This is a genomic window from Nocardioides sp. (genome assembly GCF_024509035.1).
Classification (GTDB): Bacteria; Actinomycetota; Actinomycetes; order Propionibacteriales; family Nocardioidaceae; genus Nocardioides.
The window spans coordinates 1-12926 of sequence record NZ_JANINT010000026.1 but is presented as its reverse complement, the minus strand read 5'-3'; the positions used below and the strand labels follow the sequence as shown (position 1 = coordinate 12926).

At 73.4% G+C, this 12926-nt stretch carries 16 protein-coding genes and 1 pseudogene; 8 read left to right on the top strand and 9 right to left on the bottom strand.

Translation table 11 applies throughout. The features are described from left to right. A partial coding sequence (locus Q0L15_RS02790; protein WP_296602080.1) for an ABC transporter permease occupies nt 1–1007 on the bottom strand: 1007 nt, incomplete at its 3' end. Between the two features lie 6 nt (nt 1008–1013). After that, entirely contained in the window at nt 1014–1778 is a 765-nt protein-coding gene (locus tag Q0L15_RS02785; protein ID WP_296602079.1) for an ABC transporter ATP-binding protein, read from the bottom strand. A gap of 214 nt (nt 1779–1992) precedes the next feature. Between Q0L15_RS02785 and Q0L15_RS02780 the strand changes: the two genes are divergently transcribed. Further along, nucleotides 1993–2268, top strand: coding sequence for a PspC domain-containing protein (locus Q0L15_RS02780; RefSeq protein ID WP_296602077.1), 276 nt, complete (start codon nt 1993–1995; stop codon nt 2266–2268). Nucleotides 2269–2453: 185 nt separating this feature from the next. Then, nucleotides 2454–2876, top strand: coding sequence for a hypothetical protein (locus tag Q0L15_RS02775; protein WP_296602076.1), 423 nt, complete (start codon nt 2454–2456; stop codon nt 2874–2876). A gap of 30 nt (nt 2877–2906) precedes the next feature. On the opposite strand, the gene Q0L15_RS02770 is transcribed toward Q0L15_RS02775, so the two are convergent. After that, nucleotides 2907–4511: an NAD(P)/FAD-dependent oxidoreductase gene (locus Q0L15_RS02770; RefSeq protein ID WP_296602075.1), complete on the bottom strand. Its 1605-nt coding sequence runs from the start codon at nt 4509–4511 to the stop codon at nt 2907–2909. Between the two features lie 70 nt (nt 4512–4581). Between Q0L15_RS02770 and Q0L15_RS02765 the strand changes: the two genes are divergently transcribed. Both Q0L15_RS02765 and Q0L15_RS02760 read left to right on the top strand, forming a co-directional pair. Further along, a complete protein-coding gene (locus Q0L15_RS02765) occupies nt 4582–5919 on the top strand; it encodes an AarF/ABC1/UbiB kinase family protein (protein WP_296602074.1) in 1338 nt (445 codons plus the stop codon). A 92-nt stretch (nt 5920–6011) separates the two neighbouring features. Further along, nucleotides 6012–6395, top strand: a complete 384-nt coding sequence (locus Q0L15_RS02760; protein WP_296602072.1) for a VOC family protein — start codon at nt 6012–6014, stop codon at nt 6393–6395. A gap of 10 nt (nt 6396–6405) precedes the next feature. Here Q0L15_RS02760 and Q0L15_RS02755 read toward each other — a convergent pair whose 3' ends face one another. The 5 genes from Q0L15_RS02755 to Q0L15_RS02735 form a co-directional block, all read right to left on the bottom strand. Further along, on the bottom strand, nt 6406–6912 hold the full coding sequence (locus Q0L15_RS02755) for a DinB family protein (RefSeq protein WP_296602071.1): 507 nt from the start codon (nt 6910–6912) through the stop codon (nt 6406–6408). Beyond that, nucleotides 6909–7643, bottom strand: a complete 735-nt coding sequence (locus tag Q0L15_RS02750) for a VOC family protein (RefSeq protein WP_296602069.1) — start codon at nt 7641–7643, stop codon at nt 6909–6911. Before Q0L15_RS02750 ends, Q0L15_RS02755 begins: the two co-directional genes overlap by 4 nt. Beyond that, entirely contained in the window at nt 7640–7978 is a 339-nt protein-coding gene (locus tag Q0L15_RS02745) for a pyridoxamine 5'-phosphate oxidase (RefSeq protein WP_296602067.1), read from the bottom strand. The genes Q0L15_RS02750 and Q0L15_RS02745 overlap by 4 nt, the downstream gene beginning before the upstream one ends. A gap of 108 nt (nt 7979–8086) precedes the next feature. After that, nucleotides 8087–8734: a YigZ family protein gene (locus Q0L15_RS02740; RefSeq protein WP_296602065.1), complete on the bottom strand. Its 648-nt coding sequence runs from the start codon at nt 8732–8734 to the stop codon at nt 8087–8089. A 10-nt stretch (nt 8735–8744) separates the two neighbouring features. After that, on the bottom strand, nt 8745–9527 hold the full coding sequence (locus Q0L15_RS02735) for a TSUP family transporter (protein ID WP_296602064.1): 783 nt from the start codon (nt 9525–9527) through the stop codon (nt 8745–8747). Nucleotides 9528–9679: 152 nt separating this feature from the next. Here Q0L15_RS02735 and Q0L15_RS02730 point away from each other — a divergent pair, with 152 nt between their 5' ends. Together Q0L15_RS02730 and Q0L15_RS02725 are read left to right on the top strand one after the other, a co-directional pair. Then, nucleotides 9680–10348, top strand: a complete 669-nt coding sequence (locus Q0L15_RS02730; RefSeq protein ID WP_296602062.1) for a hypothetical protein — start codon at nt 9680–9682, stop codon at nt 10346–10348. Nucleotides 10349–10407: 59 nt separating this feature from the next. Continuing rightward, nucleotides 10408–11256 (top strand): ABC transporter substrate-binding protein, encoded by an 849-nt coding sequence (locus Q0L15_RS02725; protein WP_296602061.1) that lies wholly within the window; start codon nt 10408–10410, stop codon nt 11254–11256. A 21-nt stretch (nt 11257–11277) separates the two neighbouring features. Here Q0L15_RS02725 and Q0L15_RS02720 read toward each other — a convergent pair whose 3' ends face one another. Further along, on the bottom strand, nt 11278–11862 hold the full coding sequence (locus Q0L15_RS02720; RefSeq protein WP_296602059.1) for a hypothetical protein: 585 nt from the start codon (nt 11860–11862) through the stop codon (nt 11278–11280). Between the two features lie 89 nt (nt 11863–11951). Between Q0L15_RS02720 and Q0L15_RS02715 the strand changes: the two genes are divergently transcribed. Together Q0L15_RS02715 and Q0L15_RS02710 are read left to right on the top strand one after the other, a co-directional pair. Beyond that, nucleotides 11952–12347: a DUF2695 domain-containing protein gene (locus Q0L15_RS02715; protein WP_296602058.1), complete on the top strand. Its 396-nt coding sequence runs from the start codon at nt 11952–11954 to the stop codon at nt 12345–12347. 346 nt (nt 12348–12693) lie between these two features. Then, nucleotides 12694–12926, top strand: a pseudogene (locus tag Q0L15_RS02710) (HNH endonuclease); the annotation flags it as partial.

The following is a 12926-nucleotide window of genomic DNA, read 5'->3' as shown; positions in this document are numbered from 1 at the left end:
AGCGCGATCTGGGCGCCGAACAGCAGCGGGCGCCGGGCCAGCTGGCGGGTCGGGACGCCGAGGGCCATGCCGATGCCGATCTCGCGGCGCTGGGCCTCCACGACGCGCGTGGTCAGGTTCAACGACGCGAAGGCGGCGCCGAGCAGCACGAGCAGCGCGACGATCCGCCACAGCTGCTCGTCGCCGTCGATGTCGTCGTACAGGACGCGGTAGGCGTCGATCTCCTCGCGGGTGGTGATGTCCGCGGCGAGCGGCTGCGCCGCGTTCTCGAGGGCGTCGGTGAGCTCGGCCGCGACCACGTCGCGGTCGGCTCCCGGGCGCAGGGTGAGCACCAGGTCGTTGACCTGTCCCGGAGCGCCGGCTGCCCGCTGGACGGTGTGCAGGGAGGCGAAGAGGACGCCGTACCCCTTCTGGGTGAGGAACGGCACGCCTCCCTCGCCGCCGGTGACGAAGAAGTACTCGGGCGACTGGCCCCGACCGATGACCTCGAGGGCCTGTCCGCCCGAGACCGTCAGCCGGCTGCCGACCGGCAGGTCGTTCTTGTCCGCGAACGCCTCGTCGGCCACCACCACGGCGGCGCCGTCCTCGTCGGAGGTCGGCCCTCGACCGCTCGTGACGTGGACGGCGTCCACGGGCGCGCCGGGCCGGGTGTCGGTCCCGATCAGCTCGCCGGTGACGAGGAGGTCGTCGGGACCGGCGACCTGGGTGGGCAGCACCAGCCGCTCCCGGGCGGCGTCGACGTCGCGCGCGTGGTCGATCGCCGCGACGGCCGCGAGGAGCCGGCCCTCGTCGGTGGTGCTGCCGCTCGGGAGGGCGACCCGCAGGTCGTGGGTGTGCAGCAGCGCGAAGCTCTCGTCGTTGGACTGGGTGCGCCACGCCGACGTGCTCATCAGGCCGGCGTACGTGCCGGTCCCGAGCGCGATGACCAGCGCGATCGCGGTCACGACCGGCCAGCGCCGGCGCAGGTCGCGCCACGACCAGCGGATCCAGAGCCCGGTCTGTGCCACCGCGGCCTACCAGTGCAGGTCGTCGATGGCGGCCGGACCGCCGACCGGAGGCCCATCGGCGACGATCCGGCCGCTCGACAGCTCGATGACCCGGTCCGCGACCCGGGAGATCTCCCTGTTGTGCGTCACGACGATGACGGTCTTGCCCACCTCGGCCTGGGCACGCAGCAGCTCCAGGATCTGCACGCCGGTGCGGAAGTCGAGCTCACCGGTGGGCTCGTCGGCGAGCAGGATGGGGTTGCCGGTCGCGAGCGCGCGGGCGATGGCCACCCGCTGCTGCTCGCCACCGGACAGCTGGTGGGCGAAGTGGTCGGCCCGGTCCCCCAGGCCCACCTGGTGGAGGACCTCGCGAGCGACGGCGTCGGGGGCTTCCCGCCCGGCGACGTCCGCGCCGAACTGGACGTTCTCCAGCGCTGTGAGGCCCGGGAACAGGTTGAAGCTCTGGAAGATGAAGCTGACCGTGCTGCGTCGGGCCCTGGTCCGCTCGGCGCGGGACGCGGTGGTCAGCTCGACGCCGGCCAGCCGCACGGTCCCCGACGTGGGAGCGTCGAGCGCCCCGATGAGGTTCAGCAGCGTGGTCTTGCCGGACCCCGACGCGCCGAGCACGACGACGAACGCCGACTCGTCGACGTGCAGATTGACGTCGTCGAGGGCCTTGACGACCGTGTCACCGACCTCGAAGTGGCGACTGACGTCGTCGAGGTCGATCCGAGTCCCCTCGCTGCCCGCTCGCGCGTCGACCGCTGGGCGGGGCGGAACCACCCCTTCCATCCTCCGACCCTCGCGCGCCCGCGCCGCGCACGGCCAGAGGAGAAGGGCTCGACCCGCCCGGGCCCTGGGTCCCGGCCCCCGAGTGCTCCTCGGTCCGAACTCAGGGTCGGGGCAGGGCTGCTCCCGATGTGCGGCGTCCGCGAGGAGGCGCACAGTGGAGGTACCGGGGAGACACCCGGGACACCAGCCCCGTCACCAGAGGAAGTGCACCACCATGAACGACATCCACCAGACCTTCGCCGGCAACGGGCTCGTACGGCCGCGGGACCACCGGGTCCTCGGCGGCGTGTGCGCCGGTCTGGGTCGTCGCTTCGGCCTCGACCCGTGGGCGGCCCGGATCCTGTTCGTGCTGGTGCTGATGGTGCTGCCCGGCAGCCAGCTGCTGATCTACCCGATCCTGTGGATCCTGATGCCGTCGGAGGAGTACGTGACCTACGGCCCGTCGGTGCCGCCCACGCACTACACCCCGCCGACCCCGCCGAGCGTCTGACCCGAGCGTCTGACCCGGGCGTCTGACCCGAGCGTCTGACCCGGGCGCCTGACCCGCGCGTCTGACCCGGGCGGGTCCGACCCTGCCCCTTCGGCAGTCCGGGCTCCTCAAGCAGGCAGGTCCCCCGACCGATGACCCCCGTGTCGGGGGACATCTATCGGGGGACATCTACGAGGAGGACCCACATGGGCCACACGACTGGCCGGCTCACGCGCACGCTCGCCGCCGCCGCCGCGACGATCGTGCTCACCACCGGCGTGGCCGGCATCGCGCAGGCCGGCGACGCCACGGACCCGGCAGCGCCCTGCGCCAGGCAGACCACCCAGGTCGCGAAGGCGGAGGACGCGCTCGCGCGGGTCACGGCCGTCTTCGAGCGCTCGCACGTCGCGGTCACCGACGCCGAGGCCGCGGTCGCCGCCGCCACGACGCCGCGGGAGAAGGCCCAGGCCAAGAACCTGCTTCGCAAGGCACAGGCAGCCGAGGCCAAGGCCGCCAAGACCAAGAAGGCGCAGCAGCAGCGGCTCGACAAGGCCGAGGCGCGCCTGGCCACCTGCCTGGCCGCGGTCCCGACCGAGCCTCCCGTCGAGGAGCCGCCGGCCGTTCCCTGACCGGGAGCACCACCGAGGCCCAGGAGTCGCTCAACGCAGCACGCGCACCCGGCGGTGGGCGATGGCGGCACGTGCGGCGTTCATGCCGGGCGCGCCGTGCACACCGCCGCCCGGGTGCGCCGCGGCCGAGCCCAGGTAGAGCCCCCGCACGGGCGTCTCCGCGCGCCCGAGGCCGGGCATCGGCCGGAACACCAGCTGTTGGTGGAGCTGCGCCGTGCCTCCGTTGAGACCGCCGCCGATCAGGTTCGCGTCGCGGGCCTCGAGCTCGCGTGGGCCGAGGACGCGGCGGGCGATCACGCGTGACCCGAATCCCGGCGCGAGCGCCTCGATGCGTGCCTGCATGCGGTCGGCGAACCGTTCGCGGTCACCCTCGTCCCACACGCCGCGGACGGTGCCGTCGCCGGCGTCGCGGACGGTGTCGTGAGGCACGTGGGTGTAGGCCCACATCGACTCGGTGCCGGCCGGCGACCTCGTCGGGTCGCTGGTCGTCATCTGGCCCGCGAGCATGAAGGGCTCCGCGGGGATCGTCTGCGAGGTGACCTGGTGCATCGCCTCGGCGATCTGCTCGACGGAGTCGGCCACGTGGAAGGTGCCGGGGTCGTGGGGCGGCGGCACCCGCCACGGCACCGGCCCGTCGAGCGCCCAGTCGACCTTGACCGTGCCCGGGTCCATCTCGAAGGAGCGCATCGCGGTGACGACCCGCGAGGGCAGCGCGGCGGCGGGCACCAGGCGGCCGTAGAGGTGCGGCGCGGCCACGTCGGCGATCACCGCGTGGCGCGCGGCGTACCGCTCGCCGTCGGCGGTGCGTACGGCGACCGCGCGCCTGCCCTCGACCTCGATGGCCGTGACCTCGGCGTCGCAGCGGATGTCTGCGCCCGCGGCCCGCAGCCGGTCGGCCAGGGCGTGGGCGAGCACGCCGGCCCCGCCGACCGGGACCGGGAATCCGACGGTCTGGCCGAGCATGGACATCACGATGCCCATCAGCCCCGACCCGGGGGCGTTGAGCGGGATGTCGGCGTGCCCGGCGTTGCCGGCGAGCAGGATCCGTGGCGCGACGCCGCCGAAGCGGTGGCGTCCGAGGTCGGCGACCGGCGTCAGGAGCTCGCGGACGAACCGCAGCCCGCCCACCGACCGCAGCTTGGCGAGCGCGGCGATCCCCGGCCGCACGGGCGGGAACGGCGTGAGCAGCGCCCCGATGACGGCGTCGCCGATGCGGTCCCATTCGCCGCACAGCGCCAGCCAGGCGTCGCCGTCGCCGGGGTGCTGGGCGTCCATGAGCGCAGCCGTGACCTCGCGGTCGCGGTGCAGCAGGGCCCACTCCCCCTCCTGCTGGCTGGCCCTCGGGCCGGTCGGCACGCAGTGGCCGAGCACCGCCGGGGCATGGGTCCACTCGAGACCGTGCCGGTCCAGCCCGAAGTCCTGGATGAACGGCGAGGCCGCGGCGAGCGGGTAGAACGCGCTGAACGTGTCGTGCACGAACTCCGGGTGCAGCTCCCGGTCACTGGCCACGGCACCACCGACGTCGGGCTGCGCCTCCAGCACGAGCACCGACCACCCGTGGTCGACCAGGTGGTTCGCGGCCACCAGTCCGTTGGGGCCCGCGCCGATGACGACGGCGTCGTACGTCGAGCTCATCGGCGGACCGTACCCCGCCGCACCGCGTCCATGCGGCGGCCCGGTTGTGTCCGTCGGGGACAATGGCCGGGTGACCGAGCTCCCCCGCAAGGCAGTGGCCCGGACGGCCAAGCTGGCCGCCCTGCCGCTGGGGTACGCCGGTCGGAGCGCGGTCGGCCTGGGCAAGCGGATCGGTGGCGCCCCGGCGGAGGCCGTCATGACCGAGATCCAGCAGCGCACGGCCGAGCAGCTGTTCCGCACCCTCGGCGAGCTCAAGGGCGGCGCGATGAAGGTCGGCCAGATGCTCTCGATCATGGAGTCCGCGCTGCCCGAGCAGGTCGCCGGCCCCTACCGCGAGCACCTGACCCGGCTCCAGGACGCGGCGCCGCCGATGCCGACGCAGACGGTGCGCGACATCCTCGCCCACGACCTCGGGCCCGACTGGCGCGAGCAGCTCGTCTGGCTCGACGGCGGGCCGACCGCCGCCGCGTCGATCGGCCAGGTGCACAAGGGCCGCTGGCACGACGGCCGCGAGGTCGCGGTCAAGGTGCAGTACCCCGGCGCCGGCGACGCGCTCCGCGCCGACCTGCGCCAGCTCTCGCGCGTGGCCCGTACGGCCGCGCCCCTGATCCCCGGCCTCGACCTCAAGCCACTGGTGGCCGAGCTGCAGGCGCGCGCCGAGGACGAGCTCGACTACAGCCTCGAGGCCGACGCCCAGCGGACCTTCGCCGCGGCGTTCCGCGGCGACCCCGACATCGTGGTGCCCGACGTGGTGGCCGTCGGCGAGACCGTGCTGGTCACCGAGTGGCTCGAGAGCCCGGCGTCGCTCGCGTCGGTGATCGCCGAGGGCACCCAGGAGGAGCGCGACCACTACGGCGAGCTGCTGGTCCGGTTCCTCTTCTCCGGCCCCGCGCGCACCGGCATGCTGCACGCCGACCCCCACCCCGGCAACTACCGGGTGCTGCCCGGCCCCGACGGCGAGCCCGGCCGGCTCGGCGTGCTCGACTTCGGCGCCGTGGCCCGGCTGCCCGAGCGCGGCCTCCCCGAGGCGATGGGCCGGCTGCTGCGCGTCGCGGCGATCGCCGACCCCGTCGAGCTGGCCGAGGGCCTGCGCCGCGAGGGCTTCATCAAGGACAAGGTGAAGGTCGACCCGCAGCAGCTGCTCGACTACCTCGCGCCGTTCGTCGAGCCCACGAAGGTCGAGCGGTTCCGGTTCTCCCGGGAGTGGATGCGCGGGCAGTTCGCGCGGATCAACGACCCTCGCGACCCGGCGTACACCGTCGGCATGAAGGTCAACCTGCCGCCGTCGTACCTGCTGATCCACCGCACCTGGCTCGCCGGCGTCGGCGTGCTGTGCCAGCTGGAGTGCGAGGCGCCGTTCCGGCAGATCCTCACCGAGTCGCTGCCGGGGTTCGCCGACCCCACGTGAGGGGGACGGGCCGAGCTCGCAGCAGCGTCGCGCCGGGCCATTGCGCCGGCTCGCGGTCCGGGAGCACGCTGGACCGACCCAGGAGGTGCCCCATGTCACTGACCGACAGCGTGGTCGCGGTGATGCTCCCCATCGGGGACGTCGCGCGCGCCCAGGAGTTCTACGAGACAGGTCTCGGGCTGCCCCACGACGGCACGACCCCCGCAGGCGAGCTGTTGTTCCGCCTCGCCGGCGGCCACCACCTCACCCTGCGCCCGCTGCCGGAGGTGCGGCCCTCGCCCAACACCGCCGTGAGCTTCGAGGTCGGGGACATCACGGCTGCGATCGCCGACCTCGAGTCGCGCGGCGTGCGGTTCGAGGACTACGACCAGCCCGGCTTCACCACGGTCGACCACGTCTTCGACGACGGCGCGACCAAGGCTGCCTGGTTCCTCGACCCCGACGGCAACGTCCTCTGCCTGCACCAGCAGGTCTGAGCCGCCGGGCTCATTCCCCGGTGGCGCCGTCGATCGACTCGCGGATCAGGTCCGCGTGGCCGTTGTGGCGGGCGTACTCCTCGAGCAGGTGCAGCAGGATCCACCGGACGGTGGCGCGATCACCGCTGTGCGGATCCGCGCGTGTCGCTTGGTCGTCGAGGTGGGCGGCCGCGTAGATCTCGTCCGCAGCGGCGACCTCGGCCTCGAACAGCGACCACAGGTCCTCGGGTGAGTCGTCGACGGCCGAGTGCCACTCCCAGTCGTCGTCGTCCTTCCAGCCGCCCGACGCCCACGGCTCGGCCATGGGCTGGCCCAGGAACACCCGCCGGCTCCAGAACGCCTCGACCCAGGCGAGGTGCTTGAGCATGCCACCGAGCGTCATCGTCGACGGCGGGTGCCGGAGGGCGAGCTGCTCGGCGCTCAGGCCGCTGCACTTGCGACGCAGCACGTCGCGGTTGTGGTCGAGGAACCCCTGCAGCGCCGCGCGCTCCGGGCCGTCGTTCATGGCGCCGGTCACGGCTTCCGCCCGGTGATGCAGTACGTCGTCCCGACCGGGTCGGCCATGACCGTCCAGTGCTCGTGGACCCGCACGATGCGCGCGCCGAGCGCGACGTGCCGGGCGGCCTCGGCCTCCCGATCGTCGGTGGCCAGGTCGAGGTGCGCCCGCACCTCCCCGCCCGGGTCGTCGAGCCGCTGCAGCAGCCAGCGCAGCGGCTGGTCGGCCGGCGGGTGGAGCCGGGAGAACTCCGGGGACACCGAGTCCTGGAAGTCCCAGCCGGTCAACGCCTGCCAGAACACGACCTCGGCCCGGTGGTGCTCGGGCGGGAGGTCGAGGCAGACCTGGTCGACGGCCGACCTGTTGCCGCCCGGCCAGGTCGCCGGCGCGGGACGCCGCGAGGCGTGGTGGCGCACGAAGCAGAACACGAAGCCGCCCGGCGAGCGGAGCACGACGTACCCCTGCTCGTGCCGCATGAGCACGTGGGCACCCAGCTCGATCGCGGCCTCGGCGGCGATCGTGGGGTTCTCGACGTGCAGGTCGAGGTGCACGCGGCCATCGCCGTCCTCGAGCCGCTGCACCCGCAGGTAGTCGTCGGCGTCGGGTGGCACGAGCGTGGCGAACGCGCCGTCGACACCGCGGCGCTCGGAGAGCGAGTACCCGGTCACTCCTTGCCAGAACGCCACGGCCGGCTCGAAGTCGCCGGGGGCGAAGTCGAGGAACGCGCTGACCCAGAACGGCGAGGTGCTCATGGGACCACCGCTCCGACGGCCCCGCCCACGGACCTGTGCAGGATCGCGCTGCTCGGCGTCATCACCACGTCGTCCCCCTCGGCCACGGCCGAGCCGTCGACCAGCAGCGTGAGGCCGCCGCTCTCCGCGGGCGGGAACAGCAGGGTCGCCGTCGGGTTCGCGCCCACGTTGGCGACCGATCCGCGGCCGGGGTTGGCGACCCGCAGCGCACCGTCGGCAGGCACCGCGCGCACCGAGACCGCCTTGACCCGCCCGTCGGTCGTGGTGAGGAGGTAGCCGCGGTCGAAGTCCTCGAGGGTCTTCGGCACGTCGGCGAGGTCCACCGGGATGCTCATGTCGGGGTCCCCGCGGAGGCGTGAGCGAAGCGAGCGGCTTCGTGGGGTGGGTTCATGTCGGGGTCCCCGCGGAGGCGTGAGCGAAGCGAGCGGCTTCGTGGGGTGAGCTCATGGAAGCAGGCTATCGACCCAGGTCTCGCCGGCCACCTGCGTTTCCGCCGTGCCCGCGGTCAGCTCGGCGAGCAGCGCCGCCAGTCGCGCTTCCTCCGCGGGCGGCACGCCGAGCCGGAGCGTCACCCGCGCGGTGTACGCCGTGTCCAGCACCGCGATCCCCCGGGAGCGCAGCTCGCTCTCGATCCGGCCCGCGTCGGCGTGGTCGAGCTCGAGGAGGTGCTCGCGCACCAGGGTGCGGCGCAGGGTGCCGGCCTCCTCCAGCCCGGCCCGTACGGCGTCCCCGTAGGCGCGCACCAGTCCGCCGGCCCCGAGCAGCGTGCCGCCGAACCACCGGGTGACGACCGCGACCACGTCGCCGACGCCCTCGCCGGCGTGCCCGCGGAGCACCTCGAGCATCGGGGCGCCGGCGGTGCCGGCGGGCTCGCCGTCGTCGGAGGAGCGCTCCACCTCGGGACGTGGGCCGGGCCCGATCCGGAACGCCGAGCAGTGGTGCCGCGCGTCCCAGTGCTCGCGCCGCATCCGGTCGACCACCGCGCGCGCGGCGGCCTCGTCCTCGACCCGCACCAGCGCGCAGAGGAACCGCGACCGCTTGACCTCGATCTCGGCCTCGGCGTCGCGGGCGATCGTGAGGTAGCCCGTCACGAGCCCCACCTCACGACCACAGCCCCACGACCTCGCCGCCGATGCGGACCACGAACGCCGCGACGACCACCACGAAGAACACCCGGACGAACCGGGCGCCGCGCGCGACCGCCGTCCGCGCCCCGAGGTAGCCGCCGACCAGGTTGCAGGCGCCCATCACCAGGCCGACGTGCCAGACCACGGCACCCTGGGGCACGAACACGCACAGCGCCGCGAGGTTCGTCGCCCAGTTGGCCAGGCGCGCCTTGGCGGAGGCCTCGAGGAAGCTGTAGCCCAGCAGGCCCACCAGGGTGATCACGAAGAAGCTGCCGGTGCCCGGGCCGAGCGCGCCGTCGTAGAACCCGACCGCCACGCCGGTGAGCACCGCCGCGGTGGTGTGCCGGTGGCCGGCGAAGCGCAGGAGCGTCTCCTCGCCGAACGTCGGCCGCAGCAGGACGTAGCCGCCCACCACGACCAGCGCGACGAGGACGATCGGCTGGAAGGCGTCACCGGGGATGTGGCTCGCGACCACCGCGCCCGCGGCCGACCCGGCGAACGCGAACAGCATCAGCGGTCCGAACGTCCGCGGGTCGGGGCGGATGCGGCGGTAGTAGGTCGCACTGCTCATCGTGGTGCCGCAGATCGAGGCGAGCTTGTTGGAGGCCAGCACCTGCACGGGCGCTGCCGACGGCATCCCGAGCAGGAGCGCCGGCAGCTGGATCAGCCCGCCCCCGCCGACGACCGCGTCGACGAACCCTGCCGCCAGCCCCGCCAGGCCGAGCAGGACGAGCACGGTGAGCGTGGGGTCGTCCATGCGACCTTTCCGGTGGTCGGGTTGCGAGCGAGGCGAGCGTATCGAGACTCCAAGTCAGCTCCCAGTCGACCTCAAGCGGGCCGCGACAGGGTCCTCCCACAGGTCCTCACACAGGCCGAGACACCCAGTTCGCTCAACGAGAGAGAGACACCATGCACCGCCGCTGGCTGACCCGGGCGCTGATCGCGCTCGCCGCCCCCGCCCTCACCGTCGTCGCCCTGGCGCCGGCCGCCAACGCGGCCGCCGAGGTCCCGACGATCGACGCCGTCGCGAAGATCTACCCGCACCTCGAGGGCGGCACCGCGAGCGTGAGCACGAGCAAGGTCTACGGGCCCGCCAAGAAGTGCAAGACCAAGGTGATCAAGGGCGCCTCGCAGACGAGCGCGTCGTACTCCCCGGACTACAGCTCCGGCGACCCGGACGTCTTCACGATGACCGGCGCACACCCGGGCGTGTCCGCGACCGCCATGGAGTTCCCGAACACCAAGGCCGCGATCGCCTACCTGCACGGCTACTCGAAGTACACCAAGGACTGCCCCGGCTCCACCCCCGGCGGCGGTGGTAGCGGCGGCGGTGGCGGCACCCCCGACTGCAAGACCTCGATGAAGAAGATCAAGTTCACGCTCGGCGACGAGCGCTGGGGCTACCAGATGCGGTCGACCTGCAAGACCGGGACGCAGACGACCACCATGGTGTTCAACTCGCTGTTCGCCCGCCAGGGCAAGTTCATCGTCTACACGAGCGCGATGTCGATGGACGCCACGGCGCCCTCGATCCCGCTCTCGATCGACATGACCGAGCTGGCGCTGAAGACCGTCTGAGCCAGCGGCACCACCCGATCCGCACGCACCGACCCCGGGCCTCCCCCTAGGGTCGGTGCGTGCGGATCGTCTCGTTGCTCCCCTCCACGACCGAGATCCTGTTCGCGATCGGCGCCGGCGACGACGTCGTCGGCGTGACGTTCGAGTGCGACTTCCCACCCGAGGCCCGCACCCGCACCGTCGTCTCCACCTCGGCGATGCCGCACGGGCTGACGCCGGCGGAGATCGACGCGTACGTCGTCGGCGCGATGGCCCGGGGCGAGGACCTCTACCACCTGGCGGCGGACGCCCTCGCCGGCCTCGACGCCGACCTCGTCGTCACCCAGGACCTGTGCGCGGTGTGCGCGGTCGACGTCTCGGTGGTCGACGACGCCCTCGCCCACCTCGGCTGCACGGCCGAGGTCCTCACCATCGACCCCCACACGCTCGACGAGGTCTTCGCCTCGATCGTCGAGCTCGGCCGGGTCACCGGACACCTCGAGTCGGCTGCGGCGCTCGTCGACGCGCAGCGGGCGCGGCTGGACGCCGTGGCGCAGCGGGTCGCGGGCCGACCCCGCCCGCGCGTGATGCTGCTGGAGTGGACCGACCCGCCGTACGCGCCCGGGCACTGGGTGCCGGAGATGGTCGAGGCGGCCGGCGGCGTACCGCTGCTCGGCAAGGCGGGGGCGAAGTCCGAGCGGGTGCTCTGGGAGAGCATCCACGAGGCCGCACCCGACGTCGTGGTGGTCGCCCCGTGCGGCTACGACCTCGCCGGGGCGACGACGCTGGCGGAGGAGCTGGTGGCCTCGGACGTGCTCCCGACGGGCGTGCCGGTGCACCCCGTCGACGCCAACGCGTCCTGGGCGCGACCGGGCACCCGGCTCGTCGACGGCGTCGAGGAGCTCGCGGCGATCCTGCACCCGGCCTGAGGTCCCGATCCCCCGCAGCACTCAGGCCGCGAGGTCGTCCCAGCTGCGGGCCAGGCACAGTCCTGCGTCCCACCCGGGCGCCCGGCCGCCCGGTGGCGGCGCGAGCCCGTCGACGTCGTGCCCGCTGCCGACGAGCAGCCAGGAGACCAGCGAGTTGGAGTTCCACATCTCCCCGAGCTCGAGCTCGTCGCGGCCCCAGGTGAGGCCGGGCACCAGCGGCACCAGCGCGAGCAGGTGGACCGCGCGCATCGCGTCGGTGTCCACCAGCACCGGTCCGCCGATCGCGGCTTCGCGGTCGGGGATCACGCCGTCACGCCACCGGCGTACCTCGTAGCGGAACAGCCGCGAGACGCCGAGCCACCGCAGCCCGACCGGACCCGTCGCGACGACGCCGCGGTCCTCCGCCACGCGGCTCCACGCCGGCGCCATCTCGATCACGTACGACGCCGCGCCCACCTCGACCTCGAGCGCGGCGTGGAAGAGCTCGCAGGCGGCGCGGTGCTCGCGCCGCGCGGCCCGGGCCTCGAAGGCGCGACCGTTGCGCGCCACGATCCGCCCGCCCGCCCCGAGCGGCAGCCAGTAGACGCGGACGCGCGCGTGCTCCACGCGCCCATGGTCACGCTGCCGCGCGCGGTGCCCCAGGGTCCTAGGGCCCGTTCCTCCCGGATGTCGGCGCCCGCCGATAGACAGGGCTCATGGGCGAGATGTCGGTGGCCGACGCGGTCGAGCACTACCTGGCGGCGGTCGTGGAGCGCGAGCCGCAGGAGCGCGAGTGCCTGGCCTGCTTCGTCGACCGGATGGTCGCGGAGTTCGGATGCGACTCCACCCTGCTGTGGGCCACGCGCTTCCGCGACCTGCGCTCCCCCACCGCGACCGCGCTCGAGCAGCGCTTCCTCGCGATGGCGGTCCGTTGCGACTGCATGGTCCTGCAGAAGGCCTACCAGCCGGTCCGCGAGGTCATGGTCCGCGACGTCCACACCGACGACCTCGAGCGTCCTGACCGGATGCCGCCCTGCGCCGGCGTCCGCCGCACCAACACCCGCCCCTGCGCCCACTGGGAACGCGGCCGGATGGCCGGCTACCCCGACTGACCATTGGTCGTCCCGTCGTCGGTGGTCGAGCTCGTCGAGCCCCCGCAGCCCGCGCACGGCGGTGGATGTACGTCGGGCTGCGGGCTGCTTCGGGTTGCGGTCGTTCGGCAGCAAAGCGGGACGGTTTCGCCGTGGCCCGGACCTCCTCCCGGCTCTCGGGCCGCCGCCTCACGGAAACATCAACCCGCGTGTTGACTTTCCGAGCACACGTGCGATAGACTGCCGCCACGACTTCATCTCGGGAGTGGCGATGACCGCACAAGCTCACCCATCACATCGGGTCACGCGCGCCGTCACTCAGATCGATTCGGTTCTCGATCAGGTTGCTGACGCGTCTATGTGGTCCATGGATGTCCACGAGACTGCGTCCACGTTGGTCCAGCTGACCCGGGTGATCGCCCGAGCTGCTGAGCTCGAGGCCCGGCTCGCCTCCCATGCCGACGCCGTGGGCGTGGCCAACCAGTCCGGCGCGACGTCGCTGGCGAACTGGTGGGCACACCAGACCCGGATGACCCGAGGCGAGGCGCACCGCAAGACCCACCTCGCAGCTTCCTTCGAGCACCACGACCCGGTGCACGA

Excerpts from the sequence above, each read along its gene's own strand:
- Q0L15_RS02785 (WP_296602079.1), bottom strand. The coding sequence starts at position 1,778 with ATGGAAGGGGTGGTTCCGCCCCGCCCAGCGGTCGACGCGCGAGCGGGC.
- Q0L15_RS02780 (WP_296602077.1), top strand. The coding sequence starts at position 1,993 with ATGAACGACATCCACCAGACCTTCGCCGGCAACGGGCTCGTACGGCCG.
- Q0L15_RS02775 (WP_296602076.1), top strand. The coding sequence starts at position 2,454 with ATGGGCCACACGACTGGCCGGCTCACGCGCACGCTCGCCGCCGCCGCC.
- Q0L15_RS02770 (WP_296602075.1), bottom strand. The coding sequence starts at position 4,511 with ATGAGCTCGACGTACGACGCCGTCGTCATCGGCGCGGGCCCCAACGGA.
- Q0L15_RS02760 (WP_296602072.1), top strand. The coding sequence starts at position 6,012 with ATGTCACTGACCGACAGCGTGGTCGCGGTGATGCTCCCCATCGGGGAC.
- Q0L15_RS02750 (WP_296602069.1), bottom strand. The coding sequence starts at position 7,643 with ATGAGCACCTCGCCGTTCTGGGTCAGCGCGTTCCTCGACTTCGCCCCC.
- Q0L15_RS02745 (WP_296602067.1), bottom strand. The coding sequence starts at position 7,978 with ATGAGCATCCCGGTGGACCTCGCCGACGTGCCGAAGACCCTCGAGGAC.
- Q0L15_RS02735 (WP_296602064.1), bottom strand. The coding sequence starts at position 9,527 with ATGGACGACCCCACGCTCACCGTGCTCGTCCTGCTCGGCCTGGCGGGG.
- Q0L15_RS02730 (WP_296602062.1), top strand. The coding sequence starts at position 9,680 with ATGCACCGCCGCTGGCTGACCCGGGCGCTGATCGCGCTCGCCGCCCCC.
- Q0L15_RS02715 (WP_296602058.1), top strand. The coding sequence starts at position 11,952 with ATGGGCGAGATGTCGGTGGCCGACGCGGTCGAGCACTACCTGGCGGCG.